This is a genomic window from Rhizobium sp. Root1334, from assembly GCF_001426665.1.
Taxonomy (GTDB): Bacteria; Pseudomonadota; Alphaproteobacteria; order Rhizobiales; family Rhizobiaceae; genus Pararhizobium.
Map to the genome: position 1 here is coordinate 709,344 of NZ_LMEY01000001.1, position 19,622 is coordinate 728,965.

The following is a 19,622-nucleotide window of genomic DNA, read 5'->3' on the forward strand; positions in this document are numbered from 1 at the left end:
TATCAATCCGCCTCCCGCAGATGAAGTCAAGCGCTTGCGCGCATGGGAAAGCCGGCACCCTCCTCTCCGAGACGGAGGAGAAATGCCAGCCCAACCACAGAGCGATGCAGCAGGAAGATCAGCTATAGATATCGAGCACGCGATTACGATGATTGGGGTGTGTCGAATAGACGAAGATCCGATTGAGATCGCGCTCGGACATAAGCCGCAGGAACCGGGCTTCGATGATGTTGTTGGCATGCACGCGCTTGACGATGCAGCCGACCATGCCGATGCGGGCGCTGGGAATATCGAGATAGAAATTCTGCGGCAGCTTGAACTGCGTGGCGATGCCCAGAACCGCACTGCTTTTCGATATTTTCAGCAGTTCACAGCGGCGGGAGGTGAGATTGAGCATACCGTTTTCAGTGTACTCGATCCGGGCATCGTTGCGTGTGTCCTCCATCGGGAAGTTGGCTTCCCGGTCGTACATGAACGACTCTTCCCGGCTGAGATATGTCGGTTTATCTGATGTCTGTCCCCGCATCTTTTTCTCCATGCACCTTTGTTTTTTTTGAACTTTAGCGCTGGAGATTTAACAGAGCGTGAGTCAGCGTCCGATTGTGGCACACCGCGCGTAAAAAAGCCCGCCCGGAATCACACGCCCAGGCGGGTCTTGAGGATACTGGACCGCTCTATGCCCGGTAGCTTTTTCCATTCTCATCAAACAGATGCAGCTTTGCCTTGTCGGCCGTAAAGCGTACCTTCTCGCCCCGCTTGATGTCGAGGATACCAGGCACCTTGGCGATGATCGGCTCGTTGGCAACCAGCCCTTCGATATAGAGAAGCGTCACTTCACCCAAAGCTTCGATGATGGCGACCGTGCCTTCGAACAGGAAGCTGTCGCCAGTCGAAACACGCAGGTCTTCTGGCCGCACGCCGAAACTTGCCGCCTTGCCGTTTTCAGAGGCGGCCGTTGCGATATCAAGCACGTCCTTCTTGCCGCCCGGCAGTTCGACGGTGGTTTCAGCGCCGGTTCCAACAATCTTGGCCGGAATGATGTTCATCGCGGGAGAGCCGATGAAGCGGGCCACGAAAAGGTTGGCCGGGCGTTCATAGAGTTCCAGAGGCGGGCCGACCTGCTCGATGTGCCCCGCCGAGAGTACGACAATGCGATCGGCGAGCGTCATCGCCTCCACCTGATCGTGCGTAACGTAGATCATCGTCGTATCCGGCATGGACTCGCTCAATTTGGCGATCTCGATACGGGTTGCGACACGCAACGCAGCATCGAGGTTCGACAGTGGCTCATCAAACAGGAAGACCTTCGGGTTGCGGCAAATGGCACGACCGATGGCGACGCGCTGCCGCTGACCGCCGGAGAGCGCCTTGGGGAGGCGATCGAGATACTTGGTGAGTTGCAGGATATCGGCGGCCGAGCGCACGCGGCGGTCGATCTCTTCTTTGGATTCCTTGGCGATCCGCATACCGAAGGCCATGTTGTCGTAGACCGTCATGTGCGGATACAGCGCATAGGACTGGAAGACCATGGCAATGCCACGCTGCGATGGCGGCACATCGTTGACCTGACGGCCAGCGATATACATTTCGCCACCAGAGATTTCCTCAAGGCCGGCGATCATCCGTAGCAGCGTCGATTTTCCGCAGCCGGAGGGGCCGACGAAGACGACGAATTCGCCCTGCGTGATATCCAGATCGATGCCATGGATGACATCCACCGCGCCATAGGACTTGCGGATATTCTTCAGTTGCAAACCTGCCATGTCATCCTCCCCTTCATTCTCTCGTTTCTGACCGGTTCTCCATTCATCCGAACCGGTTGATCCCATTCAGTCGACCCGGGCAAAAAAGCCGCTCCAGGCCGGTAGTGTGATGGTGTCGCCGGTCAATGCCGATCCGAATCCATGGCCTTCGAGCACATCGAGCTTTTCAACCGGCCGTTCGATGGTCACCGCTTCGTTGCTCATGTTGAACAGGCACAAAATCGTCTCGTTGCCGGACTTGCGTTCAAAGCCGAGCAGCGGCGCTTCGTAGGCGCGAAACTCGATGTCGCCCTTGGCAAAGGCCGGATGCTGCTTGCGGAATGCGAGAAACCGCCGGTAGTGGTTGAGAACCGAATTCGGGTCCGTCTGCTGTTCTGAAACGGCGCGGGCGAGATGTTCTTTCGGCACCGGCAGCCACGGCTTGCCCTCGCCAAAGCCACCGTTGACGGCATTCTTGTCCCAGACCATCGGCGTGCGGCAGCCGTCGCGGCCCTTGAAATCCGGCCAGAACTGAATGCCGTAGGGGTCCTGCAGATCTTCAAAGGCGAGCTCGGCTTCGGTCAGGCCAAGCTCTTCGCCCTGATAGATGCAGACCGAGCCGCGCAGGGTCATCAGCAGACTGGCCAGGAATTTTGCATGCGCATCCTGATCGGCGATGCCCTTGCCCCAGCGGCTGACATGGCGAACAACGTCGTGATTGGAAAACGCCCAGCAGGCCCAGCCTTCCGGGGCTGCGCGGGCAAAATCGTGCAGCACCTGCGCGACGCCGGCCGGGGTCAACGGATCGGGCGCCAAGAATTCGAAGGCGTAGCACATGTGCATCTTGTCATTGCCGGACGTATACTGCCCGGCGATCTCAAGACCGATCTGGCTGTCCCCGACTTCGCCGACGGCGGCAATCGCCGGGAACTCGTCCATGACGGCGCGGAAGCGCTTGAGGAATTCGAGGTTTTCCGGGCGGTTCTTGTCGTAGAGATGTTCCTGATAATTGTATGGGTTGACCGCCGGTGCCGTATTGGCATTGCGGCGCTCAGGCGCCAGCGCCGGGTTGTCGCGCAGTTCCAGGTCGTGGAAGTAGAAGTTGATCGTATCCAGCCGGAAGCCATCGACGCCCCGTTCCAGCCAGAAGCGCTCGACCGCCAGCAGCGCGTCCTGCACTTCGGGATTGTGCAGATTGAGGTCCGGCTGCGAGGTCAGGAAGTTGTGCATGTAATATTGCAGACGCGTGGGATCCCACTGCCATGCCGAGCCGCCGAAGATCGACATCCAGTTGTTCGGCGGCGTGCCGTCTGGCCTGGAATCGGCCCAGACATACCAGTCCGCCTTGGGATTGAAGCGGCTCGACCGGCTTTCGGCAAACCACGGGTGCTGATCGGAGGTATGGGACAACACCAGATCGATCATCACGCGGATCCCGAGGTGGTGGGCTTCGGCGATCAGCGCATCGAAATCGGCAAGCAGACCGAAGATCGGATCGACGCCCGTATAGTTCGACACGTCATAGCCGAAATCCTTCATCGGCGAGGTGAAGAACGGCGAGATCCAGATTGCATCGACGCCCAGCGAGGCAACGTGCGGCAGGCGGGCGGTGATGCCTTTCAGGTCACCGATGCCGTCACCGTTCGAGTCCTGGTAGGATCGCGGATAGATCTGGTAGATCACCGCACCCCGCCACCAGTCCCGGTCGGCCTGCAATGTGGAGCCACTTGTCTGGGTCATACTCATAGTCATTCCTGTAGAAGTCTTTGTTTGTGAAGTCTCAGCCGCCCTTGACCGATCCCGCCAGCAGGCCGCGCACGAGGTAGCGCTGCAGGGTGAAGAAGACGATCAGGGGTACGATGATGGTGATGAAGGCCGAGGCCGTCAGGATTTCCCAGTTGCCGCCGCGCGAACCAAGCAGGTTGACCAGGCGACCCGTGAGGACCAGCTCGTCATTACCGGTTCCAAGGAAAACCATGGCGACCAGAAGATCGTTCCAGGTCCACAGGAACTGGAAGATCGAGAAGGATGCGAGAGCGGGGAACGACAGCGGCAGGATGATCTTGATAAAAATGTCGAAATCGCTGGCGCCATCGACGCGGGCCGATTCCATGATCTCGCGCGGCAGGCCGGCCATGTAGTTGCGCAGGAGGTAAATGGCGAGCGGCAAGCCGAAGCCCATATGTGCCAGCCAGATGCCGACATAGGTCTTGGCCGGAACACCGAAGAACGCGCCGACACCATTGTACAATTTCAACAGCGGGATCAGCGACATCTGCAGCGGCACAACCAGCAGGCCGACAACGACGGCGATCAGGATCGCCCGGCCGGGAAACTTCATCCAGGCCAGCGCATAGGCAGCGAAGGCAGCGACCAGGATCGGGATGACCGTTGCCGGAATGGCGACGGTCAGCGAGTTGATGAACGACGCCCCGATGCCGGCAGCCCGCATCACTTCGCGGTAATTATCGAAGGTGAAGCGCGGCGGAACGGCAGCAGTATAGAAAATACGCTGGCCGCGGGTGCCTTCCATGCGCGTAGGCGAGACGATTTCATAGCTGCCATCGTCCTTGACGGTCAGCGTCTGTCCGTCGCCGATATCAGCGACGGCGCCAACCTCAAAGGCGGTGGGCTGCAGCGGCCGGAAGCCGAAGGCCGAGACCTTGGCATCGCTGCCCTCCAGCAGATTGCCGGCGATAACGAACTTGCCGTCACGTTCTATCTGCGTTTCGGGGGAAGCCGCGCGGCCGGTCATGTTCTGTGATGAGGTCGACAGAGCCGTCCACCAACCGGAAACGGCAAGCTGATCCTTGTCGCGCAACGACGAGATCAAAAGGCCGGCGGTCGGCAGGGTCCACAGAGTGACAAGCAGGATCACGGAAAGATGGACGACCCAGATGAGGGGGGAGCGGGAAGAAGCAATCATCTCAATGGCCCTCCATTTCCTTGGCTGCGTTGCGGATGTTCCAGATCATGATCGGGATCACCAGCACCATGATGATGACGGCGATCGCAGCGCCGCGGCCGAAGTCACCGCCCCCGCGGAACATCCAGTCGAACATCAGATTGGCGAGAACCTGGCTTTGCCACTGCCCGTTGGTCATGGCGAGAACGATGTCGAAGACCTTCAGCACCAGAATGGTGATGGTGGTCCAGACAACGGCGATCGTGCCCCACATCTGCGGGATCATGATCTTGAAGAAAATCTGCAGGCCATTGGCGCCGTCGATGACAGCGGCCTCGATTGTCTCCTCCGGAATACCGCGCAAAGCGGCCGACAGGATCACCATGGCGAAGCCGGTCTGGATCCAGATGAGGATCACCATCAGGAAGAAATTGTTCCAGAAGGGTAACGTCACCCAGGCTTCAGGCGTGCCGCCGAAATAGACGACGACAGCATTCAGGAGACCGATCTGCGCCGTGCCTTCGGCACGATAATCGTAGATGAATTTCCAGATGACCGAGGCACCGACGAAGGAGATCGCCATCGGCATGAAGATCAGCGTCTTGGCGATATTGCCCCACCAGATGCGATCGGTCAGCGCTGCGATGATCAGGCCGAAGAACGTCGCGGCAGCGGGCACGACCAGCAGCCAGAGGAAGTTGTTATAGATCGACTGGCGGAATTCGCCGTCGTTGAACATCCAGATGAAGTTGTTCAGACCGACGAAATTCTCGCCCGCCCTGTCATGCAGACTGAGCCAGACGGAAGCGATCACCGGATAGATGAGATAAATGGTCAGCGACAACAACGCCGGACCGAGGAAGAGCCATGGCCGGATGGCATTGGTGATGCGCAGATTGCGTGAGGCGACCGGCCCCGTCAGGCCTTTCGAAGGAAACAGCTTGTCGAGTATCCAGTTCGTGCCGAAGAAATAGGCGGCGCAGCCAAGAACGCCGGCGGCCATCGTGGCAATGGCAAAAATCAACTGCTGCATGGCAACGTCCTCCCCAGGAATAAGGCCGGATCAACGGCCTGCCCGCCCCTTGGCCTATGGCTCCCGGCTTTTCGGGAGATCATGTGCGGCCAGAATGATCACGTCACTCGCATGCCCGAACCTAAACGGCGGCCGGCAAGGACGTGTTCATTTCAACGGGCTTCTTTTGTCAGCTTTCCCCAAGCCGTTCCGCCGTACCAACTCTACCGGGCGGCTTGGCGAACAGCACTTCAGGCTTCGCAGTCTTTTGAAGTGCGGCTCCGGGGTTTTCGCCGGGAGCCGCTGCGTATCAAGCGATCCTACTTGATCGAATCCCAAGCCTTCTGGACGCCGTCCGCGACATCCTTGGCCGACTTGCCGCCAACGTAATCGACCATACCGGTCCAGAATGCGCCGGCGCCAATCTTGCCAGGCATCAGGTCGGAACCGTCAAAACGGAAGGTCGTGGCGTTGAGCAGGATTTCTCCCTGCTTCTTCATCGGGCCGTTGGCATAAACATCCTTGTTCGCACTCTTCAGCGGTGTCAGGAAACTGGTCTGGGCCATCCAGACTTCATGCGCGATCGGCGTTTCAAGGAACTCGATGAAGGCGCGTGCTGCCGGCGTATCCTTGGTGATCATGGCCAGCGTGCCAGCACCGAGAACCGGATTTCCGAGTTCGGGCTTGCTTGCGTAAGGCGGCATATAGAAGAAGTCTGCGTCTTCGCCAACCTTGGTACCTTCCGGGAAGAAGGACGGGATGAACGATGCCTGATGATGCAGGTAGCACTTCGGCGGCGACGCAAACAGGCCCTTCGGGCTGTCGCGGAAGTCGGCGGAGGCAACCGCAGCGGCGCCACCATCAACGTTCTTGTCGTTCTTGGCGAACCAGCCGAATTCATCAATGGCGCCGACGACAGCCGGGTCGTTGAACGGAATGGCATTGGTGACCCACTTGTCATAGACGTCGGCCGGCTGCGTGCGCAGCATCATGTCTTCGACCCAGTCGGTGGCCGGCCAGCCGGTCGCACCGCCGGAACCGAGACCAATGCACCACGGCGTGCCGCCATCGGCAACGATCTTTTCGGTCAGCGCCTTCAAGTCTTCCATCGTCTTCGGAACTTCATAGCCCGAATCCTCAAAATTTTCCGGCACGTACCAGACCAGCGACTTCACGTCGATCTTGTAAGGAAACGCGTAAAGAGCCTTCTTGCCGTCCTTGCCGGCATAGGTCGAAAGATCGACCCACGACTGACCGGCAGCATAATTGTCGAGCAGCCACTTCTGGGTCTCGTCGCCGAGCGGCGTCAGATAGCCCTTCGAAGCGAGATCGGCGATCAGGCCCGGCTGCGGTAGGATGGCGACATCCGGCGGGCTGCCGGCCTGCGTGTCGATAACGATCTGCTGTTCATAATTCTCGGACGAGGAATATTTTACATCGACGCCGGTCGCATCGCGGAAGTAATCGAGCATGGACTGCGCCAAGGCTTCGTCTTCGCCACGCCAGGGACCGAAGATGGTCAGCGTCTGACCCTTCAGGTCATGACCCTTCTTGAACTCTTCGAAGCTTGCCCAGTTGAATTTTGAATCTTCGCCCGGCTTGAATTTCAGCTCGGCGGCGTTGGTGGCACCCGCCACAAGCGCAAGCGCCGCCACTCCCAACAAGAATGTTCTCTTCACGTCATTTCCTCCCAAGAAAGACCCGACCCATTGATGCCGGGCGAACACCGCAGCGCCGCCAAAATTCAAAGCGCTTTGAGTTTGCTAACAAACCATTGCGACAGGCACCAAGTCAAGAGCTTTCCCTTAAAGGTCGAATTAAGGCCCACTTCCTGCAGTGCAGCGAAGGTTTGCAATGCAATGCAGCTGATTTTTCTGGTTGATGCGTAAAGCCGATGATACAAAATCCGTCGCGCGTTGGAGTTTGAAAGCAAAAACAAAATACAAATCAAAGCGCTTTGGGAGTGCGCGCTTGCCATGAACGTGAATTTGAAACAGCTGGCGGAGATGTTGGGCCTGTCGCAAACGACAGTCAGCCGGGCACTCAACGGCTATCCGGAAGTCAACGCCGAAACACGCCAGCGTGTCTTGAGCGCGGTCCGCGAAACGGGCTACCGGCCAAACCGTGCGGCTCAAAGACTGGCAACAGGGCGCGCAGGCTCGATCGGGCTGGTCATGCCGATCGCGCAAGGCATCGATTCCGATGTGCATTTCGGCGAATTCCTTGCCGGGCTTGGCGAAGAATCCGTCCGGCACGATTTCCATTTCGTCATCAATCCGAGCGCGCCCGACGACGAGGAGGCGACCTTCAAGCGGCTGGCCGCCAGCGGCAATGTCGATGCCCTGTTTCTCGCCTATGTGCGGGCCAACGATCCGCGCATCGCCATGCTGAAATCCCTGTCGATCCCCTTCGTTGTCCATGGCCGGGCGGTCGGCCAGCCCGCCGACTATCCGTTTCTCGATATCGACAATACCGGTGCCTTTTATGATGCGACGCGATTGCTCATTCAGTTGGGGCACCGGCGGATTGCGCTGATCAACGGCCCGGGAAACCTGACCTTCTCCATTCGCCGCCTGAAGGGAATGCGCCGCGCACTCGAGGAGAACGGGCTGCAGTTCGATGAAAGGCTGGTTCAGAATTCACTGATGACCGACGAATATGGTCACCGCGCCATGCAACAGTTTCTTGAACAGGGTGAGCCGCCGACCGCCGTTCTTTGCTCCAGCACCGTGATCGCGCTTGGCGCAGTCAGGGCAATCCATCGGGCCGGGCTGCAGATGGGCGAGGATATTTCGCTGATTGCCCATGACGACGTGCTGCCGATGCTGAAACCGGAAAACTTCAGCGTACCGCTGACGACCACGCGTTCATCACTTCGGGCGGCAGGATCACGGATCGCCACCCGGCTAATCTCGCGCATCTTGAAGACGGGAGATTATCCGGAACAGGAGCTGTGGCGAACGGAACTGATCGTCAGGGCCTCGACCGGCCCTGCTCCGAAATCGTAAGATCGTCCGCTTTTTCCGGATCAGAACTTTGGTGCGGTCTTACCGGCCTTGCGGTAGGCGGCGATGACCGTGTTGGCCATCAGCATCGCGATGGTCATCGGGCCGACGCCTCCAGGCACAGGCGTAATGACAGCGGCTACCTTTGCGCATTCCTGGAAGGCAACATCACCGACCAGACGCGACTTTCCTTCACCTTTTTCAGGCGCAGCAATACGGTTGATGCCGACATCGATGACGGTGGCGCCGGGCTTCACCCAATCGGCCTTGACCATCTCCGGGCGGCCGACAGCGGCGACCAGAATATCGGCATTGCGGCAGACACCCGGTAGATCCTTGGTGCGCGAATGGGCGATGGTCACCGTCGCATTGGCGGCAAGCAGCAGCTGCGCCATCGGTTTGCCGAACAGGTTGGAACGGCCGATGACGACGGCATTCAGCCCCGAGAGGTCCTCTCCATGCGTGCGCTTGACGAACACCATGGCGCCAGCAGGCGTGCAGGAGACGAGACCGCCATCGAGATCGCCCGTCGCCAATTTGCCGGCATTGACGACATGCAGACCATCGACATCCTTTTCCGGCAGAATGGACTGAATGATCGGTTCGGAATTCAAATGTTTTGGCAGCGGAAGCTGGACGAGAATGCCGTGCAGGCTCTCATCCCTGTTAAGTGTCTGAACGAGAGTAGCCAGTTCTTCCTGCGTCGTTTCCTCCGGCAGCGTATGCTGAACCGAGGTAAAGCCGCATTCCTTGGCCATCTTGCTCTTGGAGGAGACATAGGCGTGGCTTGCCGGATCATTTCCGACGATGACGACGGCGAGACCGGTCTTGACGCCGGTCTGTTCGGTCAATGCCTGCGATGCGGTTTTCACGGCATCGATCACCGACGCTGCAACTTGCTTGCCATCAATCACGGTCGTCACGGAGTTCTCCCAGATTCTCGTTTGTTCTGTTCAGTCTAGTTTCAGCAAAAAACAGCGCTCGCCTCAATGCGTCCTATGCTGTTCAGATCGAATAAATTCACCACTGATCCGCGCCAGGTCCAGCATAAACATCACGACGATTTGCATTCCTATCATTCATGAGGGATTTCTGCCTGGGGCAAGTCAGCCTCTATGGATACAGAGCGCTAATACCGCCGGCCGCCGGCCCGCTGTTTCGCATAGTGCTCGACACGCGATCGCAGCGCGCGCAGGTTTTCCTGCACTTCGGCGATATCGCCGTTGTCCGTGGTGCTATCCTGCATTTCACGCAAATAGTCCCGCAGACTGGCCGCATCTGCCTCGTCGTTTCGCGGAGGAAACGCTGACAGTGCTGCGGCGGACGCGGCTACGTGATGCGCCGATGGCATCCGCGCCCGGTAGGCCACAGGTGCGGGCAATGGATCCTCGATCTCCTGCCGTGTTCCCGGACCATCCGGGTGATGATCGTCCCTTCCGGGAGGATCACGCTGTGGAGCCACGGCAACCGGCCGGCTCGAACGCTGGAGCAGATCCTTGAGGCTGCGGTAGGCGCCGAGCGCGATGCCCAGCCCGACCCCGGCGATGAAGCCGGCCATCATGCCGCCGATCGCAATCAGCTTGCGGGACGGCCCGGTAGCCTGAAGCGGCGGCTGCGCCGAGGCGATCACCCGGATATTCTTCGAGGTCAGTTTCTCCTCCTGGCCGGTTTCACTCGCCCGCTTGAGGAAGGATTCGTAGATCGTCCGGGTTGCGGTGGCCTTGCGCTCCAGCTCCCGCAGCTCGATGAAGCCGGTGGAGGAGTTCATCTGCTGTGCCTTCTGCACCGCCAGTTGCTGGACGAGATCCTTTTCCGTCCGCACCGCGCGGTCGAGTTCGGTCTTCGCCGTTGCGGCGATGCGGCGAAGCGCGTTGCCAATTTCGGAGCGTGCGACCTCAAGCGACTGGACAGCAGCCAGGCGCTGCGGGTGCCGCGGCCCAAGGCTCGCATCCAGCGCACCCAGCTGGGCGCGCGCCTCGGAATACTGCTTGCGCAGATCCTGAAGCGTCACGGAACTCACCTCTTCGGGAAATGCACCGCTCAAGACGTCGTTCAAGCTGATCCTGGCCGCCAGGTCGACCTTCGCCTGCGCATCGGCGATGCGATTGCGGACGGCACCGACCTGATCATTGAGGGCCAGCAACTGCTTGTCGAAGATCAACTCGCCGGCGGCACCGACAATGTCGTGGTCGGCCTTGTATTTCTCCACCGCATTTTCAGCCGCGTCCAGTTCCGTGCGCAGATCGGCCAACCGGCTGTCGAGCGCCTGCGTCGTCCGCTGGAAGAAACCGGATTGGGCAGCCTGCTCCTCGCTGAGGAATGTCGACACGAGGCGATTGGCGATCAGTGCCGATTTGGCCGGATCCCGGCTCTTGACCTCGATGGTCACGATGAAGGTTTTCGGATCTCGCGATACGGAAACGGCGTCGCTCAATTTTTCCAGTGTGCGCGGGTTGACGCCGGACGCTGGCGCCGGTTGCGCCTTGCCGGGGGAAACGATGTCGCGAATGACGCCGATGCCGTCGGAAATGCCGCCCTTGCCGCTCGATACGCCGCCGAATTCGGCATCGCGGTCCAGCCCCAGATCAATGGCAACCTTTTCCAGAACGGTCCGCGAGCGCAACACTTCGAGCTGGCTGTCGACAAGCGCCAGGATCGCTTCAGTTGCCAGGCTTTCCTTGGATAGATCGGAATCCGTCAATCGGACTTCGCGCGGATCGACATAAAGCTTGCTTTGGGAAACGTAGACACTCGGGGTCGACATGGCGATCAACACACCGCCGACGGCACCCGCCACCGTCAGCACCACGATGGTCTTTCGCAGCTGCCAGACGGAAGACATGATGGTGGCGATATCGATCAATGGCCGGTCCTGCGGCTCTCCATAATAAACTTCAGCGCTCACGGCAGGCTGGGAGAGGACAGCATCGGCTTGCACTGGGCTGGCCAGTGTTGCTTTTCCTGCCTTGAACCAGCCGGAGAAACGCCCGGGCGGCTTTTCCACTGATGCTTTGGCAGGCTGCTGATCATTGCCCGGTATTTTCAGCTTCACGGCAGGACTGCCAAGACGGTCCAGCAACTCGCTGGCGGTCCGCGCCACCGGCGCTCCGCCACGCGCCGACATGCGCGAACGCAAAGACGACCCCGCCTCCCTCGATCCAGGGCCGGCCGGGGAGCGATGCACCACAGTCCTTTTGTTGTCTTCCGGATCGAACATCGATGCCTGCAAACGCCCGCAATTGGGCAAAGTGACGAATTGTGAACGAAGCTTAAGTTTTTATGGAAAACAAACCGTTAACAGACTGCAAATTCATCTCCGGGGAGACCACGAAACCGCAGGGCCACACCCCTCATTAAGCTTTCCCGGCTAGAACGGGCCAGCACATCCGGACCATCCTCGTGATCGATTTCGCAAAGACCCTCTACGCACGCCATAAAAGCGTCATTCACGCCTATATCTCGATGACGAGCGGGTCTGCGGGCAGGCTTGTGCTGTCGCTGGTCTATTTCATCTGCATTGCCAACGGGCTTTCGATTGCCGAGTTCGGCTTGTTTGCCACGGCATCGGCCGCAGGCATCATGATCTCCCGCGTGCTTGCCTTTGGTTTCATGTCGCCGCTTTACCGGGTGGCAACCGTCAAGCCCTTGCTGGTCGGCATCTATAGCGCCGGCTTCGCCGCCGGCGCGCTTCTGTCGCTGCCCTTGATCGCTGTCCTTTGTCTTGCGGTCTATTATGCCGTTTTTGCAGGCGATGTTGCGCTTGTGGTTTTCAGTGCCTTGATGGCCGCCGAAATCCTTTGCTGGCGGGGGCTTGAGGTCGTTGTTATCGTTCTCAACGGTCTCGGGCGCTTCGGCCGCGCCGCCCTTCTGGTGGTGATCGGTACAGGCATCCGCACCGTTGCCGCGCTCGCCTTTTCGCTGTCGCACTCGGCATCGCTCGATACCTGGTCGTTTTTCTATCTTGGCGCCAACTTTGCTGCTCTCGTGATCGCGCTGGTGTGGTTTTTTCCGAAAGTCCGGCTTCGTTTTCGCCCGGCGCTCTATATTCGCCGTTGGGCGGATTCGGTCACGGTGGCTGGCGCCGAAGTGCTGTTCTATATCCAGTCGGAATTCGACAAGATCGCGGTTCTTGCAATCGGCGGGCCGGAGGTTTCCGGCATATATGCGATCATCATGCGGCTTGCCGACCTGACGGCGCTGCCGGTGCGCTCGTTCAATACGCTCCTGGTGCAGAAGATCATGCGCACGCCCGCAACGATCTCGTCCTGGCGCACCCGGCTGACGATCGAGACACTGGTAGCTGCCATATCCTTCCTGGCAATTGCAGCGATGGCGGGATATCTCTGGATCTTCCCGAGCGGCCTGGGAAACAACGTCGCCGAGGCTGCGCCCTATATGATGGCGGTGCTATTGGTGCCATCCTTCCGCAATCTTGTCGAATATCACTCCGAATTGCTCTACGCGACCGGCCGAACGGTACGCAGGATGGCCAATCTGGTGATTGCAGGCATCATCAAGGTCGCGCTGCTCGCCGCCGTTTTCAAGACCAGCACGGATGTTGCCTATTGGGCGCCGCTTATCAATGCTGTCTACCTGGCCCTTTACGCCGCATCCTTTACCCTCACCTATTCCGCTCTGCGCAGCCAAACCGGCCGGGTCATCTGACAGGATCAGGCGGCGCGTTCGAGAACAACGTTCCGGATGTCGGTGAGATCATGGCCGACGAAGGATTGGACGCCGATCCCGATCTGATGCGGTCCCATATCCCGCATGAAATGCCTGAGCCCGCTGATATCGCGCGCATAGCTATCGTCGAACCAAAGCACGTGGCAAAGCCCTTCGGCAGACGCGACATGGCCCTCCCCCATCAGCACCTCATCGACAAAGCGGCCATAGATCAGGCATTCTGAAAACTGGCGCGAACGAACGATGGCGCGTACCCAGTTGCAGCCATGGAGGGCCTCGACATGATCGAGCAGAGCCCGGCAGGTGTCGGTACGCCACGCAATCAGCGTATTGATGTAATCGTTGGCAGGCAGGCTGAAGGGACCGATGCCCAGCAGCCGGTCGGAATGAGCAAGCCACTCGAGATGATTGGAGCGCATGCGCTCGCCGATAGCCCCATCCTGGCGATAGAGCGTCAGGCGGCCGCCCTGCCAGAGGTCGGCCGGATCGAAATCGCGCAACAGCACCACGTCGGAATCGACGGCAAACATCGTTGCCTCGCCGATATGCCGTGACAGTGCCAGACGGCGCAGTTGCTGGGCATGCCAGCCTCGCAGCGGCAAACTGTATGGGCTGATCCAGAGCTTGCGCCTACCGGCTGAAAGCGGATCGGGAATGGCCCGCAGCCACCACGGCAAAAGATCGCTCTCGCTGATGACCTGGCGCCGTGAGCCTTCCAGCTGCCGGAACAATGCCACGTCGAAGGGCGCCACGAGCAGATAATGAACCCAGTCGCCCTTCAGCCGCATATCCATGCTTTCACACAGCAGCCGGCAGCGCTCGAAATCATTGGCGTAGGAGGCTGTAGCGACAGCAGTGCGCATGATGGTTTCCGTTAGAACGATCGTGACCCGGCACGATGCCCGTCCACTCGCGATGGCGGCTCTCGCCCGCTCAGCTTATGGCGGAGAATATAATATATGAACAACGGATTGCCGAGCAGGTAACGCCGCCACAAACGGCGCGGCTCATGCACCAGCCGATGCAGCCACTCCAGCCGCAGGCGCCGGACGGTGGGTGAAGCGCGCGGCACCTCCTCGGCCATGAAGTCGAAGAGCGCACCAACGCTGATCACCAATCGGGCGTGTCCGGGGCCGACATGGCGGTCGATCCATTTCTCCTGCTTCGGACTGCCCATCGCAATCAACAGGATATCCGGCTTCACAGCGCGGACCTTGGCCATGATCTCATCGGATTGCACTGGGTCGAAAAAGCCATCGGAAACAGCAATGAACTGGTGCCATGGCGCGTGTTTCTGGAAATTTTCGGCGGCGCGTTTCAGCACGTCCGCTCGCGCACCGACCATGGCAATGCGCTTCGGCGCCGTCATGTAGGTCATCAGTGCCGGGACGAAGTCGGTACCATTCAGGTTGGCTGGAAAGGTCTTTCCGTGGAACAGCCAGGAAGCAAGATCGACGCCATGCCCATCCGGCAGGACAATGTGCCGACCGAGCACGGCCCGGTATTCCGGATCATGCATCATCAAATTGGCATTGTGGGCATTGAGGAACGATATGACTGTCTGCCCGATCGGCAGCGAGGCGACTTCGTCGGCAAATGCGAAAGCGTCCGCCCAACCGAAATCGCAGACCGGCATGTCGAGGATCATGCGCTGCGAGGCAACGATCGATGTACCCGGAAAAACGTTCATCGAGATTTGCCCCCCTCATGCACTGCAAGACTGTAAGATGCGCTGACAACTTTGGTTGCCCGCGGACGCGCTTCATCTCTCGTAAAAGCCGGGTCAGATGCGGCAGTCGTTTTGCCGAACCACGACAACCCCTCATCCAGCGTCTCAAGCAGCTTTGTTTTCTGAGCCTGATGAAAAATCGCGCCCGATAGGCGCTGATGGTTGCCCGCCCGCACTTGCGCGACCTTGTCGATCAACAGTTTCGCGAATTCGGCAGGATCGTCGGCGACCGAGCAGTTGCCGGGTAACGCGCCGATGCCGCGCAGGGATGCGCGCGTGGCAACGCTCGGCATGCCAAGTTCGAAAGTCTCGATGGTCTTCAGTTGCACACCGGTGCCACCACGGCTGATCAGCGGCAGAACGGCGCCGGAGCAGACGAAGGCGCGGGCATCAGGCACCCTGCCAAGCAGGCGCACGCCGGGATGGGCAATCACGGGTGCATCCGGCAGCTGGCCAGCAATGCCGATCGTCATCTCGGCCGACAGCAGCGGCACGACCTTTGACAGAAACCAATCCAGGCCGAGCCTATTGGACTGCCAACTCCAGGTTCCAATCAGCGCCAGATCGTATTGCGGCAGTTTTTCCGGGCCGCCTTGAGCAAGGTCCCATCGAGTGACAAGCGGCAGGACGGTTGCGCGGCTGGAGACGGCATGGCCAAAGCCAAGGCGATCGGCTTCCGCAAATGTCCAGATCACCGAAGCCGCCTGTGTCAGCGTCCGCTCAAGCCGTTCGAGATAGTACGCTTCGCGCCTGAACAGCCAGCGCTGCAAAAGACTGGAGGCGGTGGCAGCGTTTTCACGCGCCGAGCCTGCTTCGACATTATGCGCGATGTAGATCGTCTTGTGTTTCTGGAATGCGGCGGCAAAGGCGCCGGGCAATTGCACGGAGTTGAGGACGATGCCGTCGAACGGCTGCAGGCGCTGCAACAGGGCCTCGACATGCGCGCGGCTAACCTCGAGCATCTTCGCCGAAGACAGCGTAGTGCGATGAAGGCATGCCTTTGCCAGCCAACGCAGCTTGGCGGCAGCGCCGACCTTTGCATTGGTGACTTCCAGTTGGCCCAGCAGATGAACATCTTCGTGCGAAGCAGCGGCCTGTCCCGGCTGCAGATAGCCGATGACGCTCACCTTGTGGCCAAGCGCGCGAAGACCGTCGAAGACGGCGCGGTTTGCGATGTCGAACCCCGATGAAGGGTTCTCCACCGGCACCAGCGAGGAAACGAAGACCAGATGCATGCTGCCACGTGAGACTTGAGAACAACTGCCCGGACTGTAGCAACACGGCGTGAAGCGAGCTTTAAACCATTCATTCGAAAGCGAATTTGGAAATTCAGCATCTGTTTAGGAACATTTGCTTTAGTGCTTGCCAGTTCTTCGCCTTCAACAGGTAGCCGCCATGACCCCGCCCGCCCAGGATGTGACCGAATTCTACCGGACGGCGGTCGATAGCCGTGACAGTATTGAACTCGTCGTCACACTGCCGACATTCCGGCGTCCTGAGCATCTGCTCAAGACCCTGAAAACCGTTATTTCGCAGGCTCCAGGCTGCCCTTTTGCGATCGTGGTCATGGAAAATGACGCGGATGGGCTGGAAGGCGCGAATGCCGCAAAAATGTTCTTCGCCGACCACCGGGTCAACGCGCTGGTGGTGATCGCGCATCAGCGCGGCAACTGCCATGCCTACAATGCCGGCTGGTCGATGGCGCTTGACGTCTACCCCAATCTGCAGGCTATCGCCGTGATCGACGATGATGAACTGGCGGCACCCGATTGGCTCGACAGTCTCGTTTCAGTACACCGGCAGACGCGTGCGGATCTTGTTGGCGGACCGCAGCTTCCAGATTTGGAGGACAAGACCCGCAATGACCGCAAGCGGCACCCGGTCTTCATGCCCCACTATGACACGACCGGCCCCGTCCCGATCCTATACTCTTCAGGCAATGTCCTGATTACGCGCCCTGTTCTCGATGCCATGCCGCGGCCGTTCCTCGACCCGTTGTTCAATTTCATCGGTGGCGGAGACAGCGATTTCTATCGCCGGTGCAAGGAGAAAGGCTTTTGCTTTGGCTGGGCAGCGGAAGCCTGGGTGGCCGAAACCATTCCGGCGCGGCGGACAGAACTGTCCTGGATCAGATCACGAAGCCTGCGAAACGGGGCAATTTCCGCCTTGCTCGAACATCGCGCTACCCCCGGCTTTGCCGGACGGGTGAGGACGATCGCCAGATCCCTGGCCCTTTTGGCCGCCTCGCCGTTTCGCGGCATTTCGCTCTGGAAATCATCCGGCCTGCCTTCGGCCGGCCTCTACCATTTTTATGTGGCGTGCGGGCGGCTGATGATGGAGTTCGGCTTCGTCAACGAGCAATATCGCAACCCGGAGAAAAACTGAGCCGTACGCCGTGTCCGTTCAGTGGCCTGCGGCAGCCGCGCGCTTTTCGCTTTCCGGCATCTCGTCGTTGGCCACCTGACCATTCTTGTCGACGATCGGCACGGGCTTGCGCTGTTTTTCGTTCGCCGCATTGGCGACGCGGGCAACGTCTGCTTTCGACAGATATTCGAGCTGCTCGACCAGAACCTGGAAAATCACCTCTTCACGCAGCTGCTTGTTGAGCTGGTCCTTGACGATCGTCTTGAAGCTGGCGAGATCGAAATTGCTGGTATCCGCGACGTTGATCAGTTTCTGGCCGACCAGAATGTCGAACAACGCATTGGTCACCGATTGCTTGAACGGCACTTCCATGGTCTTGGCCTTGGCCTTGTCGACCGAGAACGAGAGTTTTGTCAGAAAGTAGCCCTGCACCGCGCCATCGGTGATGACCGGTACGGTGATCAACTCGCCCGGTATGTATTCCTGCAATGCGCGGCGCTCAGCCTCCGCATCCGATTCCACCGGTGCCGACGCATGCTGGATCGAAAAATAGACGGATCCGAGCGATACGGCGCAAATCCACACACCGGTGAAAACAAGCTTCAGCATCAGAAATCGCCGTAGCGGAACTGCTGTTCGGTGTAGATGCCATCCGCGTCGGCGTCCTGAACAGCCGCCTTCAGCAGGTCGACCACCGAACGGCAGGCTTCCATATGGGCGTTGACCTTCTGCGAATTGGTCATCAGCTTGGTCTTGATGTGCCGGGTCTGCGATACGAATGCCGGCGAAATTTCGTCCGGCGAAGCGTCGCGATGCAGCATTGTCAGTTCATAGAGGCACCGGCTCTTGCGGGCGTTCGACGTCTTCAGATCGAAGCTCGGATCGACGCCGATCCGGGTATTCTCATTGTCGAGGATCATTTCAAGCCGCCCCAGTACATTCTGGATACGTACGTCACTCGATGCTGCAACTTCCATCATTTGGCTCCCATTGGCGCTTTCGGCACGCAGGGCCCAAACCCTTGGCGTGATGAGTGCGCGAAACTTCTTTAAAATCAGCCCGGCCGATGACCGGCCCCGCCTCAGGCTTGATCGTTATTGTCCTGCGTGCCCGTGAAATTGGCGACCGCCTTGCGCTCGTATTCCTGAACCATGCTCAGCGCGACATTGCTGCTATTCCCATCGAGCGATGCATTGACCCGGTCGGGGCCTTCACCGACGATGCGGTCCGTGACCATGCGCTCGGCTATGCCGACACCATCGCCCTGCGCCATGACGTTACCGATCTGCTCGGCCATCATGCTCTTCCACATGTCGCCAGACGTACCCTTGCCGTAAACCTCTTCGCTTTCGGTGGGGAGCATCGACTTGACGAAGTTCTGCAGCACCATGGCTTCGAACTTGCGGTAGCTTTCCGGAATCTTCTTGGCCTCGGCGCGGTTGGTGACGTCGCCAAGACTGTTAGTCGGGCTGTCCTGGTTGAGGACCGCAACCGTGTTGGCAAACCCGTTCCCGTTCTCGGCGAGGCTGGTCGCCTGGAACGCCGCCCGATTGGCCTTCAGCCGCGCCTGCGCTTCCTGCACTTGAGCTGGATCCGCGGCGCGCACGACATCCAGCACCAGGTCGCTTGGAGGAGAAATGGCCATGCGGTATCCTCTCGGTTACGAAGCCTGCTGCAAGCGCCTCTGTCAAGGCCAGCGGTAACTCCATAAAATCAATATCTTAAAGAACGGATCGGCCGTAATATGCCACCATTCCTGCCGGTACTATGACCGGCCAACCTTACCGGAAGCTGGTGATCCGCTCATCACGTGCTGATCGACGAGGTCATAAATGGCGTCGTCGGCTTCGGTCCGGTCTTCCAGGACGCGAGCGTCCTTCATGTTTTCCTCAAGCCGGTCGCCCTTGGCCCGTTCTTTCAGAACCCTGGCCTCATGCCCTTGCTGGATATCCAGAAGCATCTGGTCCTTCATCGCAAGGCGGCCGAGCTGCGAGGCGTAGTGTCCGGAAAACATCGCGTGCAGCGGACTTGCCGATCCCATGGCATCGACGACCACGTCGATTGTATCGGCAAGATCGCGGCGCTTCCTTGCGGTTTCGGCAAGATCGTTTTCCGCCATCTGTTCCAGGTGCCGCTGGACGGCCACGAGGCGCTTGAGTTTTTCGGATCGGCTCTTCAT

18 protein-coding genes are annotated in these 19,622 nt (G+C 59.3%); 3 read left to right on the plus strand and 15 right to left on the minus strand.

The genetic code is table 11. The features are described from left to right. Positions 1–118: 118 nt before the first annotated feature. The 6 genes from ASD36_RS03410 to ASD36_RS03435 form a co-directional block, all read right to left on the minus strand. Positions 119–526: a hypothetical protein gene (locus ASD36_RS03410; RefSeq protein WP_082512175.1), complete on the minus strand. Its 408-nt coding sequence runs from the start codon at positions 524–526 to the stop codon at positions 119–121. 148 nt (positions 527–674) lie between these two features. Further along, on the minus strand, positions 675–1,763 hold the full coding sequence (gene ugpC, locus ASD36_RS03415; RefSeq protein WP_060504667.1) for a sn-glycerol-3-phosphate ABC transporter ATP-binding protein UgpC: 1,089 nt from the start codon (positions 1,761–1,763) through the stop codon (positions 675–677). A 66-nt stretch (positions 1,764–1,829) separates the two neighbouring features. Beyond that, positions 1,830–3,488, minus strand: a complete 1,659-nt coding sequence (locus ASD36_RS03420; protein ID WP_112834559.1) for an alpha-glucosidase family protein — start codon at positions 3,486–3,488, stop codon at positions 1,830–1,832. 34 nt (positions 3,489–3,522) lie between these two features. Then, complete coding sequence (locus ASD36_RS03425) at positions 3,523–4,668, minus strand: carbohydrate ABC transporter permease (protein ID WP_060504666.1); 1,146 nt, start codon at positions 4,666–4,668, stop codon at positions 3,523–3,525. A gap of 1 nt (position 4,669) precedes the next feature. Beyond that, positions 4,670–5,680, minus strand: a complete 1,011-nt coding sequence (locus ASD36_RS03430; protein ID WP_060504665.1) for a sugar ABC transporter permease — start codon at positions 5,678–5,680, stop codon at positions 4,670–4,672. A 299-nt stretch (positions 5,681–5,979) separates the two neighbouring features. Then, positions 5,980–7,338: an ABC transporter substrate-binding protein gene (locus ASD36_RS03435; protein ID WP_060504664.1), complete on the minus strand. Its 1,359-nt coding sequence runs from the start codon at positions 7,336–7,338 to the stop codon at positions 5,980–5,982. Between the two features lie 297 nt (positions 7,339–7,635). Here ASD36_RS03435 and ASD36_RS03440 point away from each other — a divergent pair, with 297 nt between their 5' ends. Then, positions 7,636–8,667 carry a substrate-binding domain-containing protein gene (locus ASD36_RS03440; RefSeq protein ID WP_060504874.1) on the plus strand — a complete coding sequence of 344 codons (1,032 nt, stop codon included), beginning with the start codon at positions 7,636–7,638 and terminating at the stop codon, positions 8,665–8,667. A 20-nt stretch (positions 8,668–8,687) separates the two neighbouring features. On the opposite strand, the gene folD is transcribed toward ASD36_RS03440, so the two are convergent. Both folD and ASD36_RS03450 read right to left on the minus strand, forming a co-directional pair. Next, positions 8,688–9,587, minus strand: coding sequence for a bifunctional methylenetetrahydrofolate dehydrogenase/methenyltetrahydrofolate cyclohydrolase FolD (gene folD, locus ASD36_RS03445; protein WP_060504663.1), 900 nt, complete (start codon positions 9,585–9,587; stop codon positions 8,688–8,690). A gap of 206 nt (positions 9,588–9,793) precedes the next feature. Continuing rightward, a complete protein-coding gene (locus ASD36_RS03450) occupies positions 9,794–11,764 on the minus strand; it encodes a GumC family protein (protein WP_162246372.1) in 1,971 nt (656 codons plus the stop codon). Between the two features lie 299 nt (positions 11,765–12,063). On the opposite strand from ASD36_RS03450, the gene ASD36_RS03455 reads away from it, so the two are divergent. Further along, a complete protein-coding gene (locus ASD36_RS03455; protein WP_060504661.1) occupies positions 12,064–13,329 on the plus strand; it encodes a lipopolysaccharide biosynthesis protein in 1,266 nt (421 codons plus the stop codon). 5 nt (positions 13,330–13,334) lie between these two features. On the opposite strand, the gene ASD36_RS03460 is transcribed toward ASD36_RS03455, so the two are convergent. Genes ASD36_RS03460 through ASD36_RS03470 form a run of 3 tightly spaced genes read right to left on the minus strand, consistent with a single transcriptional unit; the run spans position 13,335 to position 16,314 of the window. After that, positions 13,335–14,213, minus strand: a complete 879-nt coding sequence (locus ASD36_RS03460) for a DUF6492 family protein (protein ID WP_060508747.1) — start codon at positions 14,211–14,213, stop codon at positions 13,335–13,337. 11 nt (positions 14,214–14,224) lie between these two features. Continuing rightward, positions 14,225–15,040: a WecB/TagA/CpsF family glycosyltransferase gene (locus ASD36_RS03465; RefSeq protein ID WP_060504659.1), complete on the minus strand. Its 816-nt coding sequence runs from the start codon at positions 15,038–15,040 to the stop codon at positions 14,225–14,227. After that, positions 15,037–16,314 carry a glycosyltransferase family 4 protein gene (locus tag ASD36_RS03470; protein ID WP_060504658.1) on the minus strand — a complete coding sequence of 426 codons (1,278 nt, stop codon included), beginning with the start codon at positions 16,312–16,314 and terminating at the stop codon, positions 15,037–15,039. Before ASD36_RS03470 ends, ASD36_RS03465 begins: the two co-directional genes overlap by 4 nt. A gap of 160 nt (positions 16,315–16,474) precedes the next feature. Between ASD36_RS03470 and ASD36_RS03475 the strand changes: the two genes are divergently transcribed. Further along, positions 16,475–17,464, plus strand: a complete 990-nt coding sequence (locus tag ASD36_RS03475; protein ID WP_060504657.1) for a glycosyltransferase — start codon at positions 16,475–16,477, stop codon at positions 17,462–17,464. An 18-nt stretch (positions 17,465–17,482) separates the two neighbouring features. Here ASD36_RS03475 and ASD36_RS03480 read toward each other — a convergent pair whose 3' ends face one another. The 4 genes from ASD36_RS03480 to ASD36_RS03495 all read right to left on the minus strand — a co-directional run bounded on the left by ASD36_RS03480 (position 17,483) and on the right by ASD36_RS03495 (position 19,622). Next, positions 17,483–18,052, minus strand: coding sequence for a hypothetical protein (locus tag ASD36_RS03480; RefSeq protein ID WP_060504656.1), 570 nt, complete (start codon positions 18,050–18,052; stop codon positions 17,483–17,485). After that, positions 18,052–18,420 carry a hypothetical protein gene (locus ASD36_RS03485; protein ID WP_060504655.1) on the minus strand — a complete coding sequence of 123 codons (369 nt, stop codon included), beginning with the start codon at positions 18,418–18,420 and terminating at the stop codon, positions 18,052–18,054. The genes ASD36_RS03480 and ASD36_RS03485 overlap by 1 nt, the downstream gene beginning before the upstream one ends. Positions 18,421–18,524: 104 nt before the next feature. Further along, positions 18,525–19,088 carry a rod-binding protein gene (locus ASD36_RS03490; protein WP_060504654.1) on the minus strand — a complete coding sequence of 188 codons (564 nt, stop codon included), beginning with the start codon at positions 19,086–19,088 and terminating at the stop codon, positions 18,525–18,527. Positions 19,089–19,208: 120 nt separating this feature from the next. Then, a complete protein-coding gene (locus ASD36_RS03495) occupies positions 19,209–19,622 on the minus strand; it encodes a hypothetical protein (RefSeq protein ID WP_060504653.1) in 414 nt (137 codons plus the stop codon).

Excerpts from the sequence above, each read along its gene's own strand:
- ASD36_RS03410 (WP_082512175.1), bottom strand. The coding sequence starts at position 526 with ATGCGGGGACAGACATCAGATAAACCGACATATCTCAGCCGGGAAGAG.
- ugpC (WP_060504667.1), bottom strand. The coding sequence starts at position 1,763 with ATGGCAGGTTTGCAACTGAAGAATATCCGCAAGTCCTATGGCGCGGTG.
- ASD36_RS03420 (WP_112834559.1), bottom strand. The coding sequence starts at position 3,488 with ATGAGTATGACCCAGACAAGTGGCTCCACATTGCAGGCCGACCGGGAC.
- ASD36_RS03425 (WP_060504666.1), bottom strand. The coding sequence starts at position 4,668 with ATGATTGCTTCTTCCCGCTCCCCCCTCATCTGGGTCGTCCATCTTTCC.
- ASD36_RS03430 (WP_060504665.1), bottom strand. The coding sequence starts at position 5,680 with ATGCAGCAGTTGATTTTTGCCATTGCCACGATGGCCGCCGGCGTTCTT.
- ASD36_RS03440 (WP_060504874.1), top strand. The coding sequence starts at position 7,636 with ATGAACGTGAATTTGAAACAGCTGGCGGAGATGTTGGGCCTGTCGCAA.
- ASD36_RS03460 (WP_060508747.1), bottom strand. The coding sequence starts at position 14,213 with ATGCGCACTGCTGTCGCTACAGCCTCCTACGCCAATGATTTCGAGCGC.
- ASD36_RS03465 (WP_060504659.1), bottom strand. The coding sequence starts at position 15,040 with ATGAACGTTTTTCCGGGTACATCGATCGTTGCCTCGCAGCGCATGATC.
- ASD36_RS03470 (WP_060504658.1), bottom strand. The coding sequence starts at position 16,314 with ATGCATCTGGTCTTCGTTTCCTCGCTGGTGCCGGTGGAGAACCCTTCA.
- ASD36_RS03475 (WP_060504657.1), top strand. The coding sequence starts at position 16,475 with ATGACCCCGCCCGCCCAGGATGTGACCGAATTCTACCGGACGGCGGTC.
- ASD36_RS03480 (WP_060504656.1), bottom strand. The coding sequence starts at position 18,052 with ATGCTGAAGCTTGTTTTCACCGGTGTGTGGATTTGCGCCGTATCGCTC.
- ASD36_RS03485 (WP_060504655.1), bottom strand. The coding sequence starts at position 18,420 with ATGGAAGTTGCAGCATCGAGTGACGTACGTATCCAGAATGTACTGGGG.
- ASD36_RS03490 (WP_060504654.1), bottom strand. The coding sequence starts at position 19,088 with ATGGCCATTTCTCCTCCAAGCGACCTGGTGCTGGATGTCGTGCGCGCC.
- ASD36_RS03495 (WP_060504653.1), bottom strand. The coding sequence starts at position 19,622 with ATGAAGAGCCGATCCGAAAAACTCAAGCGCCTCGTGGCCGTCCAGCGG.